Source organism: Polycladidibacter hongkongensis, from assembly GCF_001561995.1.
Lineage (GTDB): Bacteria > Pseudomonadota > Alphaproteobacteria > Rhizobiales > Stappiaceae > Pseudovibrio > Pseudovibrio hongkongensis.
Map to the genome: position 1 here is coordinate 1 of NZ_LLWC01000022.1, position 22,749 is coordinate 22,749.

Genomic DNA, 22,749 nt, shown 5'->3' on the forward strand with positions numbered 1-22,749 from the left:
ATACGTCGTCTTGTCTTTTATATAGCCAGAACTCGAACTCTCATCCAAATCCTGAGCCGCAGACAGCGCCGCCTACGTTTCTCTTTCTTACATTATAAAATTGTCAATGAGCACGAGAAAATCAAACAACCAATTCTCTCACTTCCAACCAACCGCCGCCACCCCGTAAGGCCGCCGCCGTCTGGCGTGGGGCGGGTTATAGGCACACCAAACAAAACCGTCAACACACCAAATTCAAAAAAATGAAATCATCACGGGAAAACTTTAATGCCCTAATTCAAAACAACCCCGCGTATATCACTAACACCCAAACAAAACACCCAAAAACCCCAAAAACAGGCCAATTAGAAGTCACTTAGTCTGCCCTGCGAGGTCACATTATTGATAGAATGTTAATCTGTATAAAGCCCCTTATTTTTGCCCGAAACTAATCAGGAACAAAAAACCGCAGGTAGACACACGCAGAACAAATTGGCAACATCCACCATATCCGCCACATCAGTACACAGAACCTCGGCGATAAGGAGGTATCCAGATGGAATATGGCTAAAGAGGACAACGATCACATATAATCGCGAAGCTTTGTTAAAAACCTTCGTGCATCGCTACAGGCTTCAGCATAATTTGACGCCACCTTCGAAGAAAAGTCGCTGTCGTCAATCCGTAGCAATCTACTTTCAAGTGCAGCTTTACGTTCTGCTAGATTATCGGACAACGGCAGGCGCCCCGCTAGAAACAATAGGTGCAGCATATTGTGAACCCGCTGCATCATCCAAAAAACATCCATCATTTTTGGAAGGAGCTGCGCTTCGTTCAACCAGCTTCTCTCAGGAAAGAAGTCATTCAACACTCTTGGGCCAGCACCAAAACACTGATAGTCAACGCAACCACTAAACCCAAGTTCATTGAGGGACATATGTACTCGGCATGACCCACAAGACGACAAATGCCTGCAGGCTTCACCTGCCTCTTTATCAAAAGGAAAGCAGCTCCCTTTTTCAAACACCAGCGCGACACAACAAAAGGAAGCACAGCGAGAGCAATCGGATTGCAGGTAGTCGGGCAGTGAGCTCATTAGCAGGCGTACTTATCTAGGATCTGATGACAAGCACGCTTCTAACACAGTAGGGGCTAAGCACCACAACAAAACACTGTTACCTCCTTAACCAACCTGATGTCGGAGCATTTTATATCGACACCTTCAAAAAACACGCATCTGTCGCGTTCAAGCAAAGAGGCACCAACACAAACAGCAGGCCTGATCTTTTAGGCAGGAATTCAGCTCAGGCAACCAAATCCTGTCGCTCTTCAACCTCAGAGCTTAGCCACAGGCGTGCGCGGCATTGCGCCTCGGCGATATCGCGCAAGCACATTTCCTTTGAAATTTCCTGCCTATATTGCGCCGCCAGAACAGATCCCTTAACAACCGCGAGGTTAAACCACTTATGCGCTTCAATAAGATCCGGTTCACTCTCTGCCGTTCCTGTAGACGCCAGCATCCCCTGCGCCAACAACCAGTCAATCAAAATCGCAGGTGCTTGAACACGCCGCAGGTTTTCTTTCGTTTCTTCCATAAACATAATGATCACACCCTTTCTTCACAAATAAAAAGGATCTGATTCGTAACAACATCACGATAATTTTCACGGTAAATGCAATAATAATGTAAATATAGATAAAGTTACCAAGTATAAATTTAATATTCAACATTACAACAACACTACACCTAAAGTCCCAATGGAGTTGACGTAAACGGCACCTTACGATGGACCAATAGCATAGAACTGGGAGAAATAAGTTATGATAGGAAAAGCGTTATTTTCATTGGTATTGTTTTTTACCGTAACCACTGCCCCCGCTTTAGCGGTAGGCCCTGAAGGCGTGTGGCTACGCGCCAGTGGCACGTCCAAAATCAAGATCTTCAAATGCGGATCCGCCTATTGCGGCGACCTTGTTTGGCTTAAAAGCCCGCTCAAAGACATCCATAATCCAGATAAAGCCAAACGCACCCGCCCACTGCTCGGCTCTCGAACCGTTCTGGGTATGAAGGAAGATGGCAAAAATGCATGGAAAGGCAAAGTCTACAATGCCGAGGATGGCAAAACATATACCGGCAAGATGAAGCTCATCGATCAAAACCGACTCTCGCTTAAAGGCTGCGTCTTAGGCGGCCTGTTTTGCAAGGGTGAAGAATGGGCACGCAGTAAATAAAGCGAACGCGCAAGAACGCAAACGACGCTCTTGCGCGAAACTATGTCAGCGGGCGCGCTGGTTAAACAGTACGCTTTGTGCGTCCTTGTCGGTTGCCAACGTCACTTTTTCCCGTTCTTCAGCACCAACCTCCAGCCCACGCTGTACGGCTGGACGCGCCAGCAAGCGTTCACGCCACGCCTCTACATTCTTGAATTCGCCAGCCTGCATTCCCTGCGCTTCCCAGCCACGCGACCAGCCAAGAATGGCCATATCTGCAATACTATAGGCATCACCGGCGACATATGTGCGCCCCTCAAGACGCCGGTCCAGCACGCCATACAGCCGGTGGGTTTCGTTCAAATATCGCTGCATCGCGTATTCGATCTTCTCTGGCGCATAAATTCGGAAATGATGGTTTTGCCCTAGCATTGGCCCAAAACCGCCCATCTGCCACATCAGCCACTCTTCCACTTCAACCCGGGCCCGCTCGTCAGTTGGGTAAAATTTTCCGAATTTTCGGCCCAGATATTGCATAATCGCGCCTGATTCAAAGACCGAAATCGGCTCTCCTTCTGGGCCTTCCGGATCAACAATCGCAGGCATTCGGTTGTTTGGCGCAATTTTTAGAAAATCTGGCTCGAACTGCTCCCCTGTTGCAATATTTATAAGCTTGAGCTCATAGGGAACGCCAAGCTCTTCCAGTAGAATAGAAATCTTATAGCCATTTGGTGTTGGCCAATAATAAAGCTCAATTGGTTTGTTCTGCATAGTTTTTCCTCTACAAACGTTGCGGCGGGCACTTGGCCTTCCATAAGCACCAAACGCCCCGTCCGGCTATCAAGTGGTGCGAACGAGCCTAAACCACAAGACACAGTGAAGAAAACCAGCACCTCATAACATTAATTTGAAGCCCAAGTGCGTTTGCTCAAATCCCTCACGCAAGTAAAACCGGTGCGCATCCGCACGCGTAGCATTGCTGGTCAGTTGCACCAGCACAGCCCCGCGCGCCCGCGCCACTTCAATGACATACTGCAAAAGCGCCCTGCCAAGCCCCTGCCCTCGGTGGCTGGCCCGTGTATGCATGCTTTCAACGCTTGCTCTGCTCCTTCCCTGAAAAGCAAGCCCTTTTTCAAGGGTTAGCTGACAAGTCGCCAACACATGCCCGTTGCCCAGCTCGCACAAGACATAAATATCGACTTCGTCTGCTTGAAGGATTTCCAGAAATGCCCGTTGGTAGCTCGCAAGATCCGTGCTTTCCAGTTGCGCCCGTGCGCCCACAGCACCCGCATTCATCAGTGCAACAATCTGCGGCAAATCCTCTAAGACAGCGACGCGTATTTCAATAGACATCAAAACTCTCCGGCGCTTCAGCTTAAGGGACGACAGACCGGTGTTTCGGGCTTTAACTGTACAACGACAAAATAGGTAACCCGAAATCCGGGCTTCCAACTATGCGGCCACGGCACACCAAACAAGAGCGGCGCCCCAACCAACGATTCCCGATCTGCTCCGATCACCTTGAGCATTTGCGCGCTCACCGCGCTAAAGTCCGGCGCAACATCATCTCCAGCATCCTTGATCAAATAGCATTGCTGGCGCACAGGCCCGCGTGGTCGATAATTTAACAAGGAAACTCTTGCATCAGGCAGGCTCGCGCGCAAGTTCCCGGCAGTGTAGTCATCAAGTGCCACCAGTGTCGCTTGCGCCACCTCGGGCTCTACAGCAGCCAACCTCTCTGCTAACGTGTCATAGGGCTTCATATGCCGACAGTAACCACCGCAAAACTTTTTGTCCGGCGCAATAAAGCCAGATATCCGGACCGCAAAGACAACCGCAATCAAAACCAGAATGAACAGGCTAAAAATCCGCAGGCGCCGCGCTTGATCCGCCTCCCTCTCGGCCACCAATGCCATCATTGCAAGCGGAAACACCAGCATGAGCGGATGCATGTGCCGTTCCTTGATATAGGTTGCCCCACTAATCAACACCGCAATCATGGCGATACCGACGCTGGCAACAGTATAAACCAGCACAAACTGGCCATAATCCCGCGCAGTTAACGGCCCGTCACAGGCACGATCCATGCGCCAAAGCGACCGCAGACCACTCCACAACCCACGCTGAAACACCAACAGCATAACGGCCAGCAAAATACCGCCAAAACCGATGACACCCCAGATCAGTCGCGCTTCACCAACGCCGACACGTGCAAGATGTCCAAGGCTTTGTTCACCCTGCATCGTATTTAGGGAACTGGACAGCAGCCGCTCTCCCTCCATGGTCACCCACCATAAAAACGGCGAGTAAACCAGCAGAGCCACAACAAAAACCAGAGGGAGCAACCGCCAGCGTAACAGTGTACGAAAACGTGGCAAAATAAGGCTCGTCACCAGCAGCACAAGCGGCACCAGCGCATAGGAGTGTTTTGAAAGCATCCCCAAGCCAATTGCAACGCCCAACACCAAAGCAGTTGCCACATCGCCACGCTCCAAAAAACGCAGCCACGCCCAAAAGCTAAGCGCAGACGTCGCAATCAGGATCGAGGTATGCGTCACCCCTTCATGCAGATTAAAGCCGATCTGATACATAAGGGTATAAGAGAAAACCGCCAGCGCCGCCATGCGCGCTTCCGGCAAGGCGCGACGGGCGACTTGGTAAAGCGCCCAACCTGCGGTGAAAATGCATGCGTATTTAACAATCTGAAAGCTCCAGATTGTCGGACCAAGCACCTGCTGCGCCCCGTACAGCAACCACTCGTATAGTGGTGGCTGGCGCACTTGGTAGCCAAGCGAAAAATCCTGCACGAACACGTTTTCAAACATGTCATCCGTGCCCAGAATGCCCGAAAAGCTGCCACGCAAGATGCTGTGAACACTCAAATAGACAAAAACAAATGTCGCAACGCCAATCGGGCGCGCCCAAAAGGGAACGACTTCTCCATCACGTTGATAATCGGTGCGCATCAACCTCTCCAAACCCCACCTGGTCCTCGGCAAGACCAAAGCAAAACTACACTGGCCCGAAAGGGGCACGGGTTTCTTACAGGACTCGCGTCACTTGCGCACCTACTGATTTAAGAACAGGCATAAACAGCTAAGTGTTCCGCCGTCCAAAAACGAGCTTTTGCGGACGAATTGGTCGCTGCACTTGGCTTGTTCGCGGCTCTGCACGCGGCCCTCTGGCCGTGGACCGATTGCTTGCAACGCCCCCGGCTTGCCTTGCGCGGGTTAATCCTTCGCGCCACTAGCTTTGATGAGGTTGCACTGTAGGAGCAAAGCCACAAATTGCAAAAAACAACAGCATCCCGAATGGTATGATCCACTACAGCATCCACTAACGGGAAAAGCCAGCATCTGCCAGTTTACTTGCGGTCACGCAATGGCAAAATAAAAAAGCAGTAAACCACAACTGCATACGATTAATGCGACCAGAAACAGGATTAAATAAATCTAACATGCACTTCTCATAATAATTTGAATAAACAGCCAAATAATATTAAGTACATTAGAATCATATAGTCAAATACAACAGCAAAAGCCCGGCTCGATGAGCCGGGCTTTTAAATCTCGATAAGAAAACGTTAAAATCGCGTCTTATTCGATGCCGATTTTTGCTTTCAGCAGCTCGTTCACCGCCTGCGGGTTGGCTTTGCCTCTAGATGCCTTCATCACCTGCCCAACAAACCAGCCAATCATGCTTGGCTTTTCTTTGGCTTGCGCAACCTTATCGGCATTGGCAGCAATAACCTCGTCAACAGCCGCCTCAATCGCGCCCATATCAGTAACCTGCTTCATGCCGCGCTCTTCAACGATCTGCGCCGGGTCACCGCCTTCACTCCAAACAATTTCGAACAGATCTTTCGCGATTTTACCCGAAATAGTTCCCGCCTTGATCAGGTCGATAATCGCCCCCAGCTGCTGCGCAGTGATCGGGCAACTATCAACATCCAGACCTTCTTTGTTCAAACGGCCGAAGGTTTCGTTAATCACCCAGTTCGCGGCCAGTTTCGCATCACGGCCCTTGGCAACATCCTCAAAGAAGTCGCAGGAAACGCGCTCGGCAACCAGAATATCCGCATCATATGGCGTAAGGCCCAGCTCATCCACATAACGCGCCTTCTTCTCGTCCGGCATTTCCGGCAGACCAGCAGCAATCTCGTCAACCAGCTCCTGCGAGAATTCCAGCGGCAGCAAATCAGGGTCCGGGAAGTAGCGGTAATCATGCGCCTCTTCTTTGGAGCGCATGGAGCGGGTTTCGCCCTTCACGCTGTCAAACAGGCGGGTTTCCTGATCGATCTCGCCGCCATCTTCCAAAATGCCAATCTGGCGACGCGCTTCATATTCAATCGCTTGGCCGACAAAGCGAATGGAGTTCACGTTCTTGATTTCGCAGCGCGTGCCAAATTCACCGCCCGGACGGCGCACAGAAACGTTCACATCCGCACGCATGGAACCTTGATCCATATTACCATCACAGGTTCCCAAATAACGCAGGATCATGCGTAGCTTGGTCAGGTAGGCTTTGGCTTCATCTGCACAGCGGATATCCGGCTTGGAGACGATCTCCATCAAGGCAACGCCAGAACGGTTCAAATCCACAAAGGACATGGTCGGATGCTGGTCATGCAAGGATTTACCGGCATCTTGCTCAAGGTGCAGGCGCTCAACACCAACTTCCACCTGCTCGCCATCTTTCATATCCAGATGAATGGTGCCTTCCCCAACAATTGGCTGCTTGAACTGGGAGATCTGGTAGCCCTGCGGCAAATCCGGGTAGAAATAGTTTTTGCGGTCAAAAACAGATTTCAAGTTAATCTCTGCCTTCAAACCAAGGCCGGTGCGGATCGCTTGACGCACACACGCCTCGTTAATCACGGGCAGCATGCCCGGCATCGCCGCATCCACCAGACTCACATTGGCATTGGGATCATTACCAAAGCTCGTGGAAGCGCCGGAGAACAGCTTTGCTTCGGAAGTCACCTGTGCGTGCACTTCCATCCCGATCACGATTTCCCAATCACCGGTCGCCCCTTTGATGAACTTCTTCGGGTCCGGACTACGCGTATCGACAATCGTCATGCGATCAATTCCTGTCTTAATGAACCAGTGCACCGCCTGCCCTGCCTTCTAAAAAGAACCAAAAGCTGCGCGCACAAAAAACTTTAGTGTGTTGGGTAGTCTCTCACTTCAACAAACGCAAGGCCAGACTGCACGCTTTTCGCATTTGCCGCGGGATTTTTCGCGCAGCCCTTGCACAAGTTTTATGCAGCAAGCCCGACGCAAGCCGAACGCACACCATTTACCCCTTACATTTGAGGGAAAAAATCCCGCGCGCCACCAGCCCCACGCCCAGCCCGCCGATAAAGCGTGCCGGAAACAGCGCAACAGCGCCGGCATCCACCTCCCAGAAGGAAGGCAGGCCCAGAGCACGTAACCCCCCATCAAGCATCAGGCTAAGGGCTGCCGCCGCAAACCCCACAACCAAGAACTTTCCGGCCTGATCACAGCGCCACCCCATATAAGCCCCGATCACCAGAGCAAACGGATTGACCAATCCGGCAATCCCTAAAACCGACGCAAACTCTTGCAGCATCATGCCCCCTTTAGGTCGCTCCAAACAATTTGGCCCAGCAACCACTCTCATTAGTAAAAATGCAACACTGCCAAGCTTTTTAATGGCAATTATGCTGCCAGCGCTAGCCATTTTCGTCTACTGCCATTAAATAGGCCCCAGCAAAACGGAGTTTTTATGCGCTTTTTCGGAGAGTCCCGCTAAGGCCCTGCCAACAGGCAAGGCAGGGCATGTGAAACCAAACAACAAACCATCCAGCAGCGAAGAGGCGCGGATGGTAACGGGTTTTATCATTCTGGATTCTTCTACTACCCATGGACATTTCCAAGGCAGAGCAGCGCATCATGCATGTGCTGGCACAAGGCGGCCATATCAAGCTGGAAAAAGACACACGCGGCAAGATCGAAAAACTACATTGCGTCACGCGTGATGGCTGGTACATGAGCGGCTTTTCGCTTGAGCTGTTTCGTAAACTCAAACGGCGGCGGCTGATCGCCTCTAAAGGCGGTGGCCCTTATCGCGCCACCCGCTTGGGGCGCGTGCGCGTGCGTGCCGAGTTGGACAACAGATAGGCGCAGCCACGTATCTTCACACAAACAGGGGAGAGCAATCTGCTCTCCCCTTTCCCTTTGGCAATGGACATTAAAACACCCGTGGCTAAGCCAAACGTACCCAAAAATGCATTTGCGCTGTGCCCTCATCAACAAGTGCGACCAACCCCTGTCCCGCAGGGTCTTGCAAGTACCCTTCGCAAATGCGCAGCGTATCGGCATAGCTTCGGCTAAATGTGGCATCGCAGTAGCCTTGCTCACTGGTTACGCCAAGTGCATGACCGCACCCAGCCGCCTCATTAGCAAGATAATCCGCCGCTACCCGCGCACTTACGGCCTCAACCTCTGACTGGCTGCGTGTTGTCGCTTGAAACCAGCCAAACTCGGCTGCTTGAAACACCGGATTCAGCTCAAGACCTTGACCGGAAAACTGAAAATTACACATTTCCAGCCCTTCTTCCTCCAAGGCCGCCATATAAGAACCCACTTCTTTTGCGCCGGTAAACCCCGCTGCAATTTTCTGCAGCGCCGTTGCATCTTCCGCTAACACCAGATCCAGATAGCGCCCCTTACCGTCACTGAGCAAGTACTGAGCCAAAATACCCGGTTGCCGCAGAACATAGCCATCGCGGCACGCGCTAAAATGCCGGACCATATCCGCCGCGCTCGTCTCCGGCTTACCGTTAAATGTGACATATCCAGCCACCTTGGCGGTGATCTTAGGTGCCGTTTCGGCCAGAGCTTTTTCCATTACATCTATCACGCGCATAACTATCTCCAAATCAAATATCTCGTAAAACCGGAGAACCTCGCGCCCTCCGCTGGTAACAGCTCTACTCGACATCCCTGACAGTTTATGTCAGGGTACAGTCATGCGAAGCGAACGCCTGTTTAAACTTCTTGATCTTTTGCGCGCAGCCCATCGCCCGCGCAGCGCCGCCTCCCTCGCCCAAAGCCTTGCCGTATCGGAACGCACCATCTATCGTGATATCGCCAGTTTGCAGCATATGGGCGCGCCAATCCGCGGCGAAAGCGGACTTGGGTATCAAATTGAAAAAGGCTATTTCCTCCCGCCATTGCACCTGAGCCAAGAAGAAATCAGCGCCATCAGCCTCGGAACCCGCTTGCTCGTTGGCCGCGCGGACCCAGCACTTGCCGAAGCCGCGGCCACGGCATTAGCCAAAATCAATGAAAGCCTGCCCGAGCGCGCCAAAGATGCCTACGCCAATGTGCCCATAATCGCATTCAATAGCGGCGTACCAACCGATGCCGCGGCCCACCCTTGGTTGCCGATCCTGCGTCAAGCCGTCTTTGCGAGGCGAAAACTTGAAATCACTTACATAAGCATCAGTGGCACAACCACGCAGCGCGTCATCCGGCCCCTTGGTCTAACCGTGTTCCCTCAAAGCTGGATATTGACTGCATGGTGCGAGCTGCGCGGCAGTTTTCGCAATTTCCGTGTCGACCTCATCAAAGGAGTTCTCCAAACGGAGACCGCCTTTAGACGCGAATTAGGCAAGGAATTCCATGATTTCCTAAAAACAGTCACCCCAAGCTGAGAGCAGAAAGAGTGACTCCCCTCACTATCTTGGCGGTTTTGCCAAGCGAATACCCGCGGTTTCGACCCACCGCATTCCATGGCAAAACACTACGTGTTATCCGCCATGTCCTGAGTTTCCTGCGGATTGAGTTCACACCTATCCGCGGGGAGTTTCGCTCAGATGCTTGCAATAGGATCACCGTTTCAACAATGCCTTTTGGCTACATTTGCTATCGTGCTATGCAGCGGTGCCGCCCATGCAGCAGACCTTGCAGATACACCACCGCCGCAAAGCAAGGATTGGGAGTTCACAGTTGCCCTTTATGGCCTTGCCCCTTGGATTTCTGGGGATGTAGGCGTTGGTCCTGCAGAAACAAGCGTCAACATCACCGCCAAGCAAGTATTTGATGCCCTCTCATTCGCCGCTTTCGCGGACGCACAAGTAACCTATAAACAGAAATACTCGGTCGCCACAGACCTAACCTTCGCCAATTTTCAAGAAACTTTTGATCCCGTTCGTCAGGGTCGCCTTCGCCTCAACTTCAAGGAAATCGTTGCAGAAGGGCGTCTTGGCTACCGCGTTTGGCAACACGATACCAACTGGATCGAAGCCTATACCGGTGTGCGATATTGGTATTTGGACAGTGATCTGGCAGTGCAGGACAATGTCAACTCCGTCGAGGTCACTGGCAGCACCGATAGCAGCTGGGCCGACCCGATCTTGGGTGCGCAGGCAAACCTCCGCCTCTACGGCAAGTGGCGCATGCGTGCGCTCGCTGATGTCGGTGGCTTTGGTGTTGGCTCCGATTTCAGCTACCGGCTACAAGGCGGCTTACAATACCAATTCGACAACGGGATTGGCATAGAGGTTGACTACAAGGCACTTTATGCAAACTACGAAAACGGAGAGGCAGGAGCGAAACATTTTATATGGGACACTCTTCAAAACGGCGTCCTAACTCGCTTATTCTACAATTTCTAAAGAGGTTGGTTGCAGCTCACGACAGCTGATACAGCCGCGTCGGCACGCATCACAAAAAATTTCCAAGCTGCATCAAAATGCTAAAAAATAAACAAGGCCGGAATATGAATACAAGACAAGCAGAGCCGCAAGAAACAGCAGCCGTCGCACAACTGTTTACCGCGACATTTACTGCATCAGAAGGGGCTAGCGAAGGTAAGCAAATCGGCGATTTGGCTCATCGCCTAATGAGCACGCCAGACGAACCGGCAATCTGCTTCGGCACTTGGCAGGATCAGCAGTTGACTGCAGCAGTTATCTTTACCGAGCTTCGTGTCGCCCATCCGCTGCAAGTCATGTTGCTCTCCCCACTCGCCGTTGCACCAAACTGGCAAAGGCAAGGCAATGGACAAGCGCTTGTCAAACATTCCATGGATATCTTGCAAGAGCAAGGTGTCAGTCATTTGGTAACCTACGGCGACCCGGCGTTTTACAGTAAACTAGGCTTTACTCCCATCCGTGAACACCAGCTAAAAGCACCGCAACCTCTCAGCTATCCCCGTGGCTGGATTGCCCGGCCACTGAGCGAACACGGATTTGATGAGCTAAAAGGTACCGCATCATGCGCTTCCGCACTGGATGACCCGCAATACTGGTAGCAATCCGAGAGCGCAAAAACCAAGAGGCCCCGGCAATAGCCGAGGCCTCTCGTGGTTTTTGCAGACGCAAGCACCTGTTACTTGCTCCACCAGTCCGCCGCGTTAAAACGCCCAGCGGCCTGCTCGATCACCTCACCCAGCTGGAACAGCGTGCCCTCGTCAAAAGGCTTGCCAATCAGCTGCAGCCCCAATGGCAAGCCTTCCTTGTTCACACCTGCGGGAATGCTCATACCAGGCACGCCAGCCATGTTTGCGGTCACAGTAAAGATGTCGTTGAGGTACATCGTTACCGGGTCCGTGATCTCACCTGGTGCAAATGCAGCGTCCGGCGTGGTCGGCGTCAAAATCGCGTCAACACCATTCTCCCAAGCCTGATCAAAATCCTGCTTGATCAGTGTGCGCACCTTCTGCGCTTTGAGATAATACGCATCATAGTAACCGGCAGACAGCACATAAGTCCCGATCATCACCCGGCGTTTAACCTCAGCGCCAAAGCCTTCTGCCCGCGTATTCTCATACATTTCTACAATATCATCGCCCGGTACACGCAGGCCATAACGAACACCGTCATAGCGCGCGAGGTTGGAAGACGCTTCAGCAGGCGCAACGATGTAATAGGCAGGCAATGCATACTTCGTGTGCGGCAGAGAAATCTCTACGATCTCCGCCCCGGCGTCTTTCAGCCATGCAATGCCCTGCTGCCACAGCTTTTCGATTTCCTCCGGCATGCCGTCGAGACGGTACTCTTTTGGAATGCCAATCTTCATGCCTTTAACAGATTTGCCAACAAAGCTCTCGTAATCCGGCACCGGCAGTTCAACCGAAGTGGTGTCCTTGGCATCAACAGACGCCATGGATTGCAGCAGGATCGCGTTATCGCGCACTGTGCGGCCAATTGGGCCTGCTTGGTCAAGCGAGGATGCAAACGCCACCATACCCCAGCGCGAGCAGCGCCCATAGGTTGGCTTGATACCGACCGTACCGGTCAGCGCAGCAGGCTGACGGATAGACCCACCCGTATCAGATGCAGTCGCCGCAGCACAAAGCTTTGCCGCCACCGCAGCCGCCGAACCACCAGAGGACCCACCAGGCACCAGCGCCACATCAGAGCCCGCCCGGCGCCACGGGTTCACAACAGGGCCGTAATATGAGGTCTCGTTAGAAGAACCCATCGCAAACTCATCCATATTGAGTTTGCCCAGCATCACCGCACCATCATTGAACAGGTTTTGGGTGACAGTGGATTCATACTCGGGCTTAAACCCATCCAGAATGTGCGAACACGCCTGCGTATGCACACCTTTGGTGGCATAGAGATCTTTAATCCCCAGCGGAATACCTTCCAGAGGGCGCGCTTCCCCCGCTGCAATCTTGGCATCAGAGGCCTTGGCCTGCTCCTGCGCCACATCGGCAGTAACAGCCACATAGGCGTTGATGTCTTTATTTGCAGCTTCAATCGCCCCAAGATAGGCGCCAGTCAGCTCCGTTGCGGAAATCTCGCGGGCAGCCAGCTTGTCGCGCGCCTCAGCGATGGTCAAATCAATAAGATTGGTCACGTGGATCATCCTTGGTAGTCAGTCAATAACGGGCGGGAGCTTACTCAACCACCTTCGGCACCATGAAGAAATTGTCTTCACTGGCAGGAGCATTCACAACAACCTTGTCGGCATAGCCGCCATCACTCACGCCATCTTCACGCTTCTTCATTGATTGCTCAACAACTGAAGTAAGTGGCTCAACACCATCAATATTCACTTCATCCAACTGCTCAACAAAACCCAAAATCGCGTTCAACTCACCGGTCATGGTTTCCGCTTCCGCGTCGCTCACCTTGATGCGCGCCAGACGGGCAACCCGTTTGACTGTGCTCAAATCAACGGACATGTTTCACTCCACATCTTGTAATAGTAAGGCCGCATCAGCAGCCATTTAAAACAAACTCAACGCTATCCATAGCCCCTCCCCCGCCCAATCTCAATGGCAAACCCTTGCCCTTTCACGACAAAGCAGCTAGTTTCGGTCCCTGTCATAACCGCTAAAAACAAGTACCCAAAACCCAATGCCCCGCCCGCAAAGCTCCGACCTCTCCCAGCGTCTCTACCGCTCAGCCCTGCACCATCTGGCAAGGCACGGTTATGCCGCCTGCAAACTCGCCGCAATAACCTTAGAAGCAAAAACATCAAAACAGGCCATCTACCGCCGCTGGCCACACGGCAAACAGCAACTGGCAATCGAGGCACTGCGCTTTGGCTTTTCACGCGTGCCCTACCAAGCAGCAGGTTCCGCCAGCTTTGACGAAGAGCTGGATACTTCCTACGCCGCTTTGCAGCACGCACTCACCCATACCCCGCTCGGCCTTGCCTACCTCACCTGCCTTGGCACGCAAGAGCTGCGCCCCACCTGCCAACTACTACTGGCAGAGCAGCGCATCTTCTTTCGCCAAATTTACCTATACTGGGGCCGGAGCCATATTATGGAAGCGGAGATCTCTCAACGCCTTTCACGCGTTTTTTTCCAGTGTATTCTGGAACCCGCAATCGAGCAGCAAAGCTAACTTTTGCCCCCCAATAAAACCCCATTCAAATACTCTGAATTGCAGCACCCTTGGCACCAAGGCATTTAACGTCACAGTTGAATGACCCTCGGGTCACAAATAATTTTACAACGCTAGTTTTTTCGACTTTGCGGTCGCGGAGAGCTGTTATGTTTAAGATTAAATCCACCCTCACAGTTTTATGCATATCGCTTGGGTTAAGTGCCTGTGCATTCAGTCTTGCCTCGATCCGCCCCGATGCAGAAAGAGGCGACCCTGTAGCGCAATTTCGAATGGGCAGGGCTTATCATTTGGGCAGAATGGCTCATCAAGACCAACACATGGCCGCCTATTGGTTTGAAAAAGCCGCAGCACAAAGCTATGCACCCGGCCAAACAGGGCTTGGATACTTGTATTTATACGGTTTGGGCAAAAAGCAAGACTTCAAAAAAGCTAAAAGGCTATTCGAACTTGCGGACGCACAAGACGAACGCTGGGATGCCAATAATCTTGGAGAAATGTACTACCGCGGCATCGGTGTACCCAAGAATAAGCAAGTGGCGAAAAAATACTACCAAAAGTCTTGCGACCTCGAACTTCAAGATGCCTGCGATATGCTCGCAAAATTGCAATCGTAAACCACTGGCGACTGTGCTGCCCCTTCGCACAAACCTGACAGGATGATCCCGGCAACAGCATAACGAAAAAGACAAACAGCTTTAAGTATACTAGGCGGCTGCCTCGCTCAGTCTGTGGGTTAAAACGCCAGCCAATCTATCGGTTCATTTCCCCCGCCCTGCAGATAATCATTCACTTGCGAGAAGGGCTTTGAACCAAAAAAACCACGATGCGCGGAAAGCGGCGAAGGGTGCGGTCCCGCCACAATATGGTGACGCGCCTCATCAATCAGCGCTGCTTTTTTCTGCGCATGCGCCCCCCACAGCACAAACACCAGCCCCTCGCGCTGCGCGTTCAAGGCGCTGATCGCCGCATCGGTAAACCACTGCCAGCCGCACTTTGCATGTGACCCCGCTTTGCCAGCTGCAACCGAAAGCGAACTGTTCAGCAGCAACACCCCCTGCCGCGCCCAACCGCTCAAGTCTCCACTTGCCGGAGCATCTGCGCCTAAGTCCCCTTGCAACTCCTTGTAAATATTACGCAGAGATGGCGGCAGTTTCACCTCTTGCGGCACCGAAAAACTTAGCCCATGTGCCTGCCCCGGCCCATGATAAGGGTCCTGCCCCAAGATCACCACCTTCACATGTGCAAACGGCGTCGCCTCAAATGCCGCAAACCGCAGTTCCTTCGGCGGATAAACCACATCTCCTGCCCGCTCCGCCGCCTCGACAAATTGCAGGATTTCGCCATACCGCGCATCTTGCAATACAGTTCCCAGAGCCGCGCGCCACCCTTTTTCTATTAGCTCCCCATCCAGCGCCGTTACCATCGCTCGCCCCTTTATACTGCATACTGCCGTGAACCTTCACCTAAGCCACAGCTAGCGGGGCCCAAGCCCGCATGGCAATCGCCAAACAGCCCTCATGCACAACAAACAAGCCGCGCAAACAGCCTTGGCCTATGCTCCGCTTCGTGCTACCAGCCTCGCTATGGCAAACGACCCCACACTGACAGTAGAAGAGTTCGCTGCATATTTGCAGCCGAGCCACCGCATAATCGGCCTTGACTTGGGCACCAAAACCATTGGCTTAGCTCTTTCCGATATAGGCCGCCAGATCGCCACACCTCTTGAAACCATCAAGCGGAAAAAATTCACGCTGGATACAGACCGCTTGCTTGAGCTTTGCGCACAGCATGATGTGGGCGGCCTCGTGATGGGCTTGCCACTGAATATGGATGGCAGCGAAGGCCCGCGCGTGCAATCAACCCGCGCTTTCGTGCGCAATCTGTCGCAGCGCACCGACCTGCCAATCACCTATTGGGACGAACGCCTGTCCACCGCCGCCGTCACCCGCACCTTGATCGATGCCGACCGCTCCCGCGCCCGTCGCGCCGAGCTGGTAGACAAAATGGCAGCCAGCTACATTCTGCAAGGTCTTTTGGATCGCCTCGCCTTCGGAGGCCGACCCGTTTGGGAACAGGACGACGACGCGCCCTACTAATCCCCCAGAAACCCGCTAGCGCAATCATTTGCTTAAAAGCGCTCTGCCGCACAGGCAGCAACACCCGTGCGACATGCCATCTCGATGTCGCGCGGCACACCTGATCACGGTGGATATAACCAATCCACAATGCCCCGGCTGTCAAAACCTCCCGCCAGCATGCCATAACTGCCCCGCCACTGCCCGCCAAGGCGCGAGCGGCAAAACGCATCTGCAATAAAATCCGGCGTCATGCGCCGCAGGCAAGCCCCGGCAAAGCTCATCGCCAGCTGCTCTGCCAGCAAACGTGCCGCCCGTTCATCTCCGCTTGCCTGCTCGGCCAAGGCCCGCAGCGCCGCCACACTCACCGGCCCCGCCTTGCCAAGGCCCGCACCAATACCCTCCAGCACGCTCTTAAAAGCTTCCGGCTCCTGTGCTAGCGCACGCACCAGATCCAGCGCAATCACATTGCCAGATCCCTCCCAGATACCATTAAGCGGCGCCTCGCGGTAAAGCCGCGCCAATCCGTGCTCTTCCACATAGCCATTGCCGCCAAGGCATTCCAGCGCCTCTCCCACCACCGCCACTGGCAATTTGCACGCCCAGTATTTCATCGCCGGGATCAAAATGCGCAGTCGTGCCGCCGCCGCAGGCTTCGCACGCCCTTGCGACGCTGCACCGAGTGTCGCGCCGCCAACGCTGTCCATATCCTGCGCCAGATGTATCGCCGCCGCCTGCACCGCCGCCACATCCAGCGCCATATCGCCCAGCACTTCCTGCATCAGCGGTTGCGCCACCAGCTTGCGGCCAAAACTCATGCGCCCGCGGCAATGAAACACCGCCCGCGCCACCGCCGCTCGCATAGTCGCCGCGGCGCCAAGCACGCAATCAAGCCGTGTCGGGGTCACCATCGCCATAATGCTCTTGATACCGCGCCCAACGTCGCCCACCAGCTGCCCATGAGCGCCCAATATCTCCAACTCCGCTGAAGCATTGGAGTGGTTACCAAGTTTGTTTTTGAGCCGCACCAACCGCAAGCCGTTGTTACTGCCATCCTCGCGCAAACGAGGCACTAGAAAGCAGCTAACTTGATCTCCGACCTTGGCAAGGATCAAAAAAGCATCGCTGGCCGGAGCCGACAGGAACCACTTGTGCCCGTTAAGAATATAACTGTCGCCAACGCTGCGCTGTGCCTTGCTTTCGATCTGGCGCAGATCAGAACCGCCCTGCCTTTCAGTCAGCCCCATGCCCAGCGTCACCCCTTGCTTGTAGGGTACGGGCAACGAGCGCTGGTCATAAATGCGCGAGGCCAACGCCGGTTGCCATGCCTCGTAGAGAGGCACGTCAAGCGCCAACACCTCCGCCGCTGCATTTGTCATGGTCAGTGGGCACAAGTGGCCTGCATCCACCTGCCCAGCAATCATGAAGCGCCGCGCCCGCTGCAAATTCGCTTGCCGCGCTCCTTGTTGCCGCGCCACCGCAGCGCAGTGCAGCCCCGCATCCATGCCCCGTCGCATCAGCGCGTGGTAGGCTGGGTGATAAACAATGCGATCGACACGTTCACCAAAGGCATCGTACTGCTGCAGGCTCGGCGCTAATTCATTCGCAACTCGCCCCATCTCCTGCGCGGGAAGCGCGCCCGCATCTGCGCCAACGGCCAGCAAGTCATCCCGTGCAGAATCATCACGCACTTCCCCATCCAGCTCTGCCATCAACAATGGATCGCCTTCCGCCAGATTCATCCCCTGATAAGGTCCGGATTGGTTGTGCACCTGATTTTCGCCCATACGCAGGGCCTCTCCTTTGAAAACAAGCAGTGAAACCGGCACCTCGGCCCGTCCTGGGGCTTAAACTACCCGCAAATTCCTAAGGATTTTGGCTAAATCAACGCCTCGTAAAACACTTGCCGCTAGCCTCTCCCACACCAGCACCAGTCCAGCATGACCGGCAGGCCTTGATCCTGAAACCACCACCAAAACCCCAAAAACACCGGCGCCCCAGCATAGCAGCCCAAACAAAACCGGCATCCCCCTTTACCTTCTAGGGGCATTTGCATATAGATGGGTTTTCGATGACCAATGAAACCACACATCGACCAATAGAATTCCCCCACCGGCACCTCCTCGGCATTGAGGGGTTGCAACCGCCAGATATTAATATGCTGCTTGATCTGGGCGAGGAGGCCGTTGAGGTTTCCCGCCGCGAGGACAAGCAAAAAGGCGTTTTGCGGGGCCGGACACAAATCAACCTCTTTTTCGAGGCATCCACCCGCACCCAATCCTCCTTTGAGCTTGCAGGCAAGCGTCTGGGCGCGGATGTGATGAACATGGCCGTTTCCACCTCCTCGGTGAAAAAAGGCGAAACCCTCATCGACACCGCAGCCACCTTGAACGCTATGCGGCCGGATCTTCTGGTGGTGCGCCACTCTTCCGCCGGTGCTGTCCAGTTGCTGGCCCGTAAGGTTGGCTGCGCTGTGGTCAACGCCGGTGACGGCACCCACGAACACCCCACGCAGGCGCTGCTGGATGCGCTAACCATCCGCCGACATAAAGGCGCGCTCGGTGGCCTCACCGTGGCCATATGCGGCGATATCCGCCACTCCCGCGTAGCCCGTTCCAACATCATCCTGTTGTCCACCATGGGTGCACGCATCCGCGTCATCGCCCCTTCCACCTTAATGCCTTCTGGCATTCACAACATGGGCGTTGAAGTCTTCACCGACATGAAAAAGGGCCTGCAAGGCGTAGATGTCGTCATGATGCTGCGCCTCCAGCGAGAGCGTATGAGCGGCGCGTTCGTCCCTTCTGTGCGCGAGTACTTCAAGTATCATGGCCTAGATAGCGAAAAGCTTGCCTACGCCAAACCAGATGCACTGGTGATGCACCCCGGCCCCATGAACCGCGGCGTGGAAATATCTGCTGAAGTGGCCGACGGCGCCCAGAGCGTCATTCGAGAACAAGTGGAAATGGGGGTCGCCATCCGCATGGCAGTGCTGGAAGCACTGGCGGCTCAGCTGCCCAAGTGGAAAGACGTACCATGACCAGCACCAATCAACCGATTCTGCTAAAAAACGCGCGCATCATTGACCCGGCAAACAACATTGATGCCCGCGGCTCCCTGCTTGTCGAGGCAGGCCGCGTTGCAGGTATTGCTCTTGCTGACAGTGCAACCGGCTCTCCTGATGGCACCATCGTGCAGGATTGCGAAGGCGCAGTTGTCGCCCCCGGCCTCGTCGATATCGGCGTCAAGGTGGGCGAACCGGGCGCAGAGCATCGCGAAACCTTGCAAAGCGCCAGCCGCGCCGCCGTCGCCGGTGGTATTACCACCATCGTCACCAGCCCGGATACCGATCCGGTTATTGATGATCCGGCATTGGTAGATTTCCTGTTGCGCCGCGCCCGCGACACCGCCAGCGTGAATGTCTTCCCACTCGCTGCGCTCACCAAAGGCCTTGGCGGCAGCGAAATGTCGGAGATCGGCCTGTTGCAAGAGGCAGGCGCCATTGCCTTTTCCAACGACACCCACGCCATTAGCAACTCACAGGTCCTCGTGCGCTTGATGACCTATGCCCGCGATTTTGACGCACTCGTTATCCATCAGGCACAGGATAAGGATCTGGCAGGCAGCGGCGTAATGAATGGCGGCCTGCGTGCCTCTTGGCTTGGCCTTGGCGGTGTTCCGCGCGAGGCAGAGTTTATTGGCATCGAACGGGATATGCGCCTTGTGGCCATGGCAAAGGGCAAATACCACGCCCGCCTCATTTCCTGTCCGCAAAGCGTGCGCGCCATCGCGGCTGCCAAAGCAGACGGGCAGGACGTTACCGCCGGGATCTCGATCAATCACCTCACCTTGAATGAAAACGACATCGGCCCCTACCGCACCTTCCACAAGATGACCCCGCCACTGCGCACCGAAGAAGATCGCCTGCAAATGGTCGAAGCCATCGCCCGCGGCGACATCGACATCATCATGTCCGATCACAACCCGCAGGATGTGGAGACCAAACGCCACCCCTTCGCCGAAGCCGAAGCAGGCGCTCTTGGCCTTGAAACCTTGCTTGGGGCGGGCTTGCGTCTGGTGCATTCAGGCGAGGTCCCGCTCTCGCGCTTGCTGGCCTGCCTCACCTGCAATCCGGCCCGGCGTCTTGGCCTGAACAAAGGTACACTGACCAAAGGGGCAGAGGCGGACATCATCGTCTTTGATCCAGAACGCCCTTGGGTTGTCGAAAAGTCTAAGATTCGCTCCCTGTCGAAGAATACCCCCTTTGAGGACGAGCTGCTCACAGGTAAGGTACTCACAACCATTGTCTCCGGTCAGGTTCTTTACAGTAGCGACGCCTGACCTCGAATTTTGGAGAATACCGTTGATCGATACCACCCTTTGGAGCACCGCCCTCCCCTACATGGCCGCAGCGGCGCTGCTCGGTTATGTGCTAGGCTCTATTCCCTTTGGCCTCATCATCACCCGCCTAGGCGGACAGGGTGACATTCGCAACATTGGCTCGGGTAATATCGGCACCACCAATGTTCTGCGCACCGGCAAAAAAAGCCTCACAGCACTGACCCTGTTGTGCGATACGCTGAAGGCAACGCTGTCTGTGCTTATCATAGCCGAATGGGCCCCGCTGGGGGCAAGCAACCCGCTTGCTATCTACCTGCCGCTTATCGCCGGTGGTTTTGCCTTTCTGGGGCACCTCTACCCAATTTGGCTCAAGTTCAACGGCGGCAAGGGCGTCGCCACCTATCTTGGCGTTCTCTTTGCAGTCTACTGGCCTATGGCACTGGGATTTATCGCCCTTTGGATCTCCACTGCGCTGATTACCCGCTTTTCCTCGCTCTCTGCCCTACTGACAAGTTTGCTGACCCCCTTCATTCTGTGGGTTTTCAACCAGTATGAAACTGCGGGATTGATGGCACTAATGACTCTCATCCTCTGGATGAAGCATCATGAAAACATCGCCCGCCTGATGAACGGCACAGAAAGCAAAATCGGCAACAAAGGCTGATTACGCAAGCCACAGCACTGTGTCACGGGCCAACCAGAAGGAAATTGGCCCGTGACAGAACTACAAACTGCCCTTGCCACCAACAAGGTGGATTATGCCCTTTCCGACCCCCAGCGCCTTGCGTGGTTGCGCCTGATCCGCTCGGAAAATGTCGGCCCGCGTACGTTTCGTGACCTGTTAAATTATTACGGCTCGGCAGAGACAGCGCTTGCTCATCTGCCGGAGCTCTCTGCAAAGGGCGGCAAAACCAGCTATCGTCTCTGTTCCTCGCAAGAAGCCGAGCAGGAGCTCACCGCCTTAGAAAACAAAGGCGCCCGGCTGATTGCGCTCGGCGAACCCGGCTATCCGGCACCGCTGCGCCATATCGATAGCCCACCCCCATTGCTTTCCGTCCTAGGGGCAGATCTCGGCTCAACTCAGAATTACATTGCCATTGTCGGTGCCCGAAATTGTTCAGCCGCTGGTGCAAAACTCACCAAAACCTTTGCAAAATCATTGGGAGCGCAAGGCCACGTCGTTGTTTCGGGGCTGGCACGCGGGATTGATAGCGCCGCCCATCAAGCAAGCCTACAGACTGGCACTGCGGCAGTCTTTGCCGGTGGGCTGGATGTGCTCTACCCACCACAAAACGCCCGGCTAGCTGAAGAAATCCTTGCCCATAACGGCGCTTTGCTAACTGAAATGCCTTTGGGCCATGTCCCACGCGCCCACGATTTTCCGCGTCGCAATCGCATTGTATCTGGCATGAGCCGCGCACTCATTGTGATAGAGGCCGCAGCCAAATCTGGCTCGCTGCACACCGCCCGTTTCGCACTTGAACAAAACCGTGAAATCTTCGCTGTTCCCGGCTCTCCACTTGATCCGCGTTCTGAAGGCGCCAACCAATTGCTCAAACAGGGCGCGCATATGGCACTTTGCCCGCAGGATATCCTTGACGAGCTCGCCTCTCCCTCACTGCGCCAACCCCAACTAGCCGAAGAGCCAGAGCATAAACAACTTATTGCCGAGGAAACTCGGCACACCGAGTTGGCCCAAAACAAGGCCCCACCACCGGTTACGCAAGAAGATATTGCGCAGCTTCACGCCGCGCTGACCACAGTACCCACCAGCATGGACGACCTTGCCGCCCATACTGGCATCGCTGTTACCCGCATTCCACTTGCTCTGTTGCATTTACAGCTGGCTGGAAAACTGCAGCGCCACCATATGGAGACATATACATCGATGGATCCATAGTCCCACCTATGTTTGGGCCCATAACAGCCCAGCAATTAATGAAGAATTTTATTTAAATGCAACAAGTCTTGCAAAACTTGCGGTGTCACTATAATGAATATACAACCCTAGCGAGATAAGTGACTCGCTCTTACTGCTTTGTCTGCGGCCCGCCAGCCACTTCCGCTGCTTCTTTCGCAGCCATTTCGAGCAGGTATGAGAGGAAGACAAGGTCATTTTGCGCGGCAAGTGTTTTTAGCTCAAGACACATCTGCTCACAGTAGCTGGCCACGTCTGTGATTTCGCAAGGTGCGTCGGTGTGTTCCATGAGGGTTACAGGGGCAGGATTACTCATATTGATTTGCGCCTTTTGGATGGTTTCAAGTTAATTTTGCTCAACCTTTAGCACACATAATGATCAC

At 54.2% G+C, this 22,749-nt stretch carries 26 protein-coding genes; 13 read left to right on the forward strand and 13 right to left on the reverse strand.

Features of this window, described 5'->3' with window-relative positions:
• Positions 1 to 246: hypothetical protein (locus tag AYK82_RS18195; RefSeq protein ID WP_208976439.1), on the forward strand; the 246-nt coding region annotated here is incomplete at its 5' end.
• Positions 247 to 562: 316 nt separating this feature from the next.
• On the opposite strand, the gene AYK82_RS08020 is transcribed toward AYK82_RS18195, so the two are convergent.
• Together AYK82_RS08020 and AYK82_RS08025 are read right to left on the reverse strand one after the other, a co-directional pair.
• Positions 563 to 817: a hypothetical protein gene (locus AYK82_RS08020; RefSeq protein ID WP_156453301.1), complete on the reverse strand. Its 255-nt coding sequence runs from the start codon at positions 815 to 817 to the stop codon at positions 563 to 565.
• Positions 818 to 1,283: 466 nt separating this feature from the next.
• On the reverse strand, positions 1,284 to 1,580 hold the full coding sequence (locus AYK82_RS08025) for a hypothetical protein (protein ID WP_068313846.1): 297 nt from the start codon (positions 1,578 to 1,580) through the stop codon (positions 1,284 to 1,286).
• A gap of 220 nt (positions 1,581 to 1,800) precedes the next feature.
• Between AYK82_RS08025 and AYK82_RS08030 the strand changes: the two genes are divergently transcribed.
• Positions 1,801 to 2,211 (forward strand): DUF2147 domain-containing protein, encoded by a 411-nt coding sequence (locus tag AYK82_RS08030; RefSeq protein WP_068313849.1) that lies wholly within the window; start codon positions 1,801 to 1,803, stop codon positions 2,209 to 2,211.
• 45 nt (positions 2,212 to 2,256) lie between these two features.
• Here AYK82_RS08030 and AYK82_RS08035 read toward each other — a convergent pair whose 3' ends face one another.
• The 5 genes from AYK82_RS08035 to AYK82_RS08055 all read right to left on the reverse strand — a co-directional run bounded on the left by AYK82_RS08035 (position 2,257) and on the right by AYK82_RS08055 (position 7,896).
• A complete protein-coding gene (locus AYK82_RS08035; protein WP_068313852.1) occupies positions 2,257 to 2,961 on the reverse strand; it encodes a glutathione binding-like protein in 705 nt (234 codons plus the stop codon).
• 123 nt (positions 2,962 to 3,084) lie between these two features.
• On the reverse strand, positions 3,085 to 3,543 hold the full coding sequence (locus AYK82_RS08040; protein ID WP_068313855.1) for a GNAT family N-acetyltransferase: 459 nt from the start codon (positions 3,541 to 3,543) through the stop codon (positions 3,085 to 3,087).
• A 17-nt stretch (positions 3,544 to 3,560) separates the two neighbouring features.
• Positions 3,561 to 5,156 (reverse strand): glycosyltransferase family 39 protein, encoded by a 1,596-nt coding sequence (locus AYK82_RS08045; RefSeq protein ID WP_068313858.1) that lies wholly within the window; start codon positions 5,154 to 5,156, stop codon positions 3,561 to 3,563.
• A 630-nt stretch (positions 5,157 to 5,786) separates the two neighbouring features.
• Positions 5,787 to 7,271 (reverse strand): Asp-tRNA(Asn)/Glu-tRNA(Gln) amidotransferase subunit GatB, encoded by a 1,485-nt coding sequence (gene gatB / locus AYK82_RS08050; protein ID WP_068313862.1) that lies wholly within the window; start codon positions 7,269 to 7,271, stop codon positions 5,787 to 5,789.
• 220 nt (positions 7,272 to 7,491) lie between these two features.
• Positions 7,492 to 7,896: a hypothetical protein gene (locus AYK82_RS08055; RefSeq protein WP_208976440.1), complete on the reverse strand. Its 405-nt coding sequence runs from the start codon at positions 7,894 to 7,896 to the stop codon at positions 7,492 to 7,494.
• 182 nt (positions 7,897 to 8,078) lie between these two features.
• Here AYK82_RS08055 and AYK82_RS08060 point away from each other — a divergent pair, with 182 nt between their 5' ends.
• Positions 8,079 to 8,336 carry a YjhX family toxin gene (locus tag AYK82_RS08060; protein WP_068313865.1) on the forward strand — a complete coding sequence of 86 codons (258 nt, stop codon included), beginning with the start codon at positions 8,079 to 8,081 and terminating at the stop codon, positions 8,334 to 8,336.
• Positions 8,337 to 8,421: 85 nt separating this feature from the next.
• On the opposite strand, the gene AYK82_RS08065 is transcribed toward AYK82_RS08060, so the two are convergent.
• On the reverse strand, positions 8,422 to 9,084 hold the full coding sequence (locus tag AYK82_RS08065; protein ID WP_068313868.1) for a hypothetical protein: 663 nt from the start codon (positions 9,082 to 9,084) through the stop codon (positions 8,422 to 8,424).
• A 103-nt stretch (positions 9,085 to 9,187) separates the two neighbouring features.
• Between AYK82_RS08065 and AYK82_RS08070 the strand changes: the two genes are divergently transcribed.
• From AYK82_RS08070 to AYK82_RS08080, 3 genes are all read left to right on the forward strand, one after another.
• Positions 9,188 to 9,874 carry a helix-turn-helix transcriptional regulator gene (locus tag AYK82_RS08070; RefSeq protein ID WP_068313871.1) on the forward strand — a complete coding sequence of 229 codons (687 nt, stop codon included), beginning with the start codon at positions 9,188 to 9,190 and terminating at the stop codon, positions 9,872 to 9,874.
• Positions 9,875 to 10,072: 198 nt separating this feature from the next.
• Positions 10,073 to 10,837: a hypothetical protein gene (locus AYK82_RS08075; RefSeq protein WP_156453302.1), complete on the forward strand. Its 765-nt coding sequence runs from the start codon at positions 10,073 to 10,075 to the stop codon at positions 10,835 to 10,837.
• A gap of 104 nt (positions 10,838 to 10,941) precedes the next feature.
• Positions 10,942 to 11,475: a GNAT family N-acetyltransferase gene (locus AYK82_RS08080; RefSeq protein WP_068313877.1), complete on the forward strand. Its 534-nt coding sequence runs from the start codon at positions 10,942 to 10,944 to the stop codon at positions 11,473 to 11,475.
• 77 nt (positions 11,476 to 11,552) lie between these two features.
• Here the strand turns inward: AYK82_RS08080 and gatA are convergent, their stop codons facing one another.
• Positions 11,553 to 13,031 (reverse strand): Asp-tRNA(Asn)/Glu-tRNA(Gln) amidotransferase subunit GatA, encoded by a 1,479-nt coding sequence (gene gatA / locus AYK82_RS08085; protein WP_068315559.1) that lies wholly within the window; start codon positions 13,029 to 13,031, stop codon positions 11,553 to 11,555.
• Positions 13,032 to 13,071: 40 nt separating this feature from the next.
• Positions 13,072 to 13,359, reverse strand: coding sequence for an Asp-tRNA(Asn)/Glu-tRNA(Gln) amidotransferase subunit GatC (gene gatC / locus AYK82_RS08090; RefSeq protein WP_068313879.1), 288 nt, complete (start codon positions 13,357 to 13,359; stop codon positions 13,072 to 13,074).
• A 175-nt stretch (positions 13,360 to 13,534) separates the two neighbouring features.
• Here gatC and AYK82_RS08095 point away from each other — a divergent pair, with 175 nt between their 5' ends.
• On the forward strand, positions 13,535 to 14,029 hold the full coding sequence (locus AYK82_RS08095) for a TetR/AcrR family transcriptional regulator (RefSeq protein ID WP_068313882.1): 495 nt from the start codon (positions 13,535 to 13,537) through the stop codon (positions 14,027 to 14,029).
• A 149-nt stretch (positions 14,030 to 14,178) separates the two neighbouring features.
• Positions 14,179 to 14,646, forward strand: a complete 468-nt coding sequence (locus AYK82_RS17720) for a tetratricopeptide repeat protein (protein ID WP_082733817.1) — start codon at positions 14,179 to 14,181, stop codon at positions 14,644 to 14,646.
• Between the two features lie 119 nt (positions 14,647 to 14,765).
• Here the strand turns inward: AYK82_RS17720 and ung are convergent, their stop codons facing one another.
• The gene (gene ung, locus AYK82_RS08105; RefSeq protein WP_068313889.1) at positions 14,766 to 15,455 is read right to left on the reverse strand and encodes a uracil-DNA glycosylase; all 690 of its coding nucleotides are present in this window, start codon (positions 15,453 to 15,455) and stop codon (positions 14,766 to 14,768) included.
• 160 nt (positions 15,456 to 15,615) lie between these two features.
• Here ung and ruvX point away from each other — a divergent pair, with 160 nt between their 5' ends.
• Positions 15,616 to 16,128 (forward strand): Holliday junction resolvase RuvX, encoded by a 513-nt coding sequence (ruvX, locus tag AYK82_RS08110; protein WP_068315563.1) that lies wholly within the window; start codon positions 15,616 to 15,618, stop codon positions 16,126 to 16,128.
• Positions 16,129 to 16,232: 104 nt separating this feature from the next.
• Here the strand turns inward: ruvX and AYK82_RS08115 are convergent, their stop codons facing one another.
• Positions 16,233 to 17,894, reverse strand: coding sequence for an acyl-CoA dehydrogenase family protein (locus tag AYK82_RS08115; protein ID WP_068313892.1), 1,662 nt, complete (start codon positions 17,892 to 17,894; stop codon positions 16,233 to 16,235).
• Between the two features lie 284 nt (positions 17,895 to 18,178).
• Here AYK82_RS08115 and AYK82_RS08120 point away from each other — a divergent pair, with 284 nt between their 5' ends.
• From AYK82_RS08120 to dprA, 4 genes are read left to right on the forward strand one after another with little or no spacing between them, the layout of a single operon-like run.
• Entirely contained in the window at positions 18,179 to 19,147 is a 969-nt protein-coding gene (locus AYK82_RS08120; protein WP_082733818.1) for an aspartate carbamoyltransferase catalytic subunit, read from the forward strand.
• Positions 19,144 to 20,448 (forward strand): dihydroorotase, encoded by a 1,305-nt coding sequence (locus tag AYK82_RS08125; protein ID WP_068313897.1) that lies wholly within the window; start codon positions 19,144 to 19,146, stop codon positions 20,446 to 20,448. The genes AYK82_RS08120 and AYK82_RS08125 overlap by 4 nt, the downstream gene beginning before the upstream one ends.
• A gap of 22 nt (positions 20,449 to 20,470) precedes the next feature.
• The gene (gene plsY, locus AYK82_RS08130; RefSeq protein WP_425272570.1) at positions 20,471 to 21,112 is read left to right on the forward strand and encodes a glycerol-3-phosphate 1-O-acyltransferase PlsY; all 642 of its coding nucleotides are present in this window, start codon (positions 20,471 to 20,473) and stop codon (positions 21,110 to 21,112) included.
• A 51-nt stretch (positions 21,113 to 21,163) separates the two neighbouring features.
• Complete coding sequence (dprA, locus tag AYK82_RS08135; RefSeq protein ID WP_244265737.1) at positions 21,164 to 22,348, forward strand: DNA-processing protein DprA; 1,185 nt, start codon at positions 21,164 to 21,166, stop codon at positions 22,346 to 22,348.
• A 130-nt stretch (positions 22,349 to 22,478) separates the two neighbouring features.
• Here the strand turns inward: dprA and AYK82_RS08140 are convergent, their stop codons facing one another.
• Complete coding sequence (locus AYK82_RS08140) at positions 22,479 to 22,682, reverse strand: hypothetical protein (RefSeq protein WP_068313900.1); 204 nt, start codon at positions 22,680 to 22,682, stop codon at positions 22,479 to 22,481.
• Positions 22,683 to 22,749 lie beyond the last annotated feature (67 nt).

Excerpts from the sequence above, each read along its gene's own strand:
- AYK82_RS08025 (WP_068313846.1), bottom strand. The coding sequence starts at position 1,580 with ATGTTTATGGAAGAAACGAAAGAAAACCTGCGGCGTGTTCAAGCACCT.
- AYK82_RS08030 (WP_068313849.1), top strand. The coding sequence starts at position 1,801 with ATGATAGGAAAAGCGTTATTTTCATTGGTATTGTTTTTTACCGTAACC.
- AYK82_RS08035 (WP_068313852.1), bottom strand. The coding sequence starts at position 2,961 with ATGCAGAACAAACCAATTGAGCTTTATTATTGGCCAACACCAAATGGC.
- AYK82_RS08040 (WP_068313855.1), bottom strand. The coding sequence starts at position 3,543 with ATGTCTATTGAAATACGCGTCGCTGTCTTAGAGGATTTGCCGCAGATT.
- AYK82_RS08045 (WP_068313858.1), bottom strand. The coding sequence starts at position 5,156 with ATGCGCACCGATTATCAACGTGATGGAGAAGTCGTTCCCTTTTGGGCG.
- gatB (WP_068313862.1), bottom strand. The coding sequence starts at position 7,271 with ATGACGATTGTCGATACGCGTAGTCCGGACCCGAAGAAGTTCATCAAA.
- AYK82_RS08055 (WP_208976440.1), bottom strand. The coding sequence starts at position 7,896 with ATGGCTAGCGCTGGCAGCATAATTGCCATTAAAAAGCTTGGCAGTGTT.
- AYK82_RS08060 (WP_068313865.1), top strand. The coding sequence starts at position 8,079 with ATGGACATTTCCAAGGCAGAGCAGCGCATCATGCATGTGCTGGCACAA.
- AYK82_RS08065 (WP_068313868.1), bottom strand. The coding sequence starts at position 9,084 with ATGCGCGTGATAGATGTAATGGAAAAAGCTCTGGCCGAAACGGCACCT.
- AYK82_RS08070 (WP_068313871.1), top strand. The coding sequence starts at position 9,188 with ATGCGAAGCGAACGCCTGTTTAAACTTCTTGATCTTTTGCGCGCAGCC.
- AYK82_RS08080 (WP_068313877.1), top strand. The coding sequence starts at position 10,942 with ATGAATACAAGACAAGCAGAGCCGCAAGAAACAGCAGCCGTCGCACAA.
- gatC (WP_068313879.1), bottom strand. The coding sequence starts at position 13,359 with ATGTCCGTTGATTTGAGCACAGTCAAACGGGTTGCCCGTCTGGCGCGC.
- AYK82_RS08095 (WP_068313882.1), top strand. The coding sequence starts at position 13,535 with ATGCCCCGCCCGCAAAGCTCCGACCTCTCCCAGCGTCTCTACCGCTCA.
- AYK82_RS17720 (WP_082733817.1), top strand. The coding sequence starts at position 14,179 with ATGTTTAAGATTAAATCCACCCTCACAGTTTTATGCATATCGCTTGGG.
- ung (WP_068313889.1), bottom strand. The coding sequence starts at position 15,455 with ATGGTAACGGCGCTGGATGGGGAGCTAATAGAAAAAGGGTGGCGCGCG.
- ruvX (WP_068315563.1), top strand. The coding sequence starts at position 15,616 with ATGGCAAACGACCCCACACTGACAGTAGAAGAGTTCGCTGCATATTTG.
- AYK82_RS08115 (WP_068313892.1), bottom strand. The coding sequence starts at position 17,894 with ATGGGCGAAAATCAGGTGCACAACCAATCCGGACCTTATCAGGGGATG.
- AYK82_RS08120 (WP_082733818.1), top strand. The coding sequence starts at position 18,179 with ATGACCAATGAAACCACACATCGACCAATAGAATTCCCCCACCGGCAC.
- AYK82_RS08125 (WP_068313897.1), top strand. The coding sequence starts at position 19,144 with ATGACCAGCACCAATCAACCGATTCTGCTAAAAAACGCGCGCATCATT.
- AYK82_RS08140 (WP_068313900.1), bottom strand. The coding sequence starts at position 22,682 with ATGAGTAATCCTGCCCCTGTAACCCTCATGGAACACACCGACGCACCT.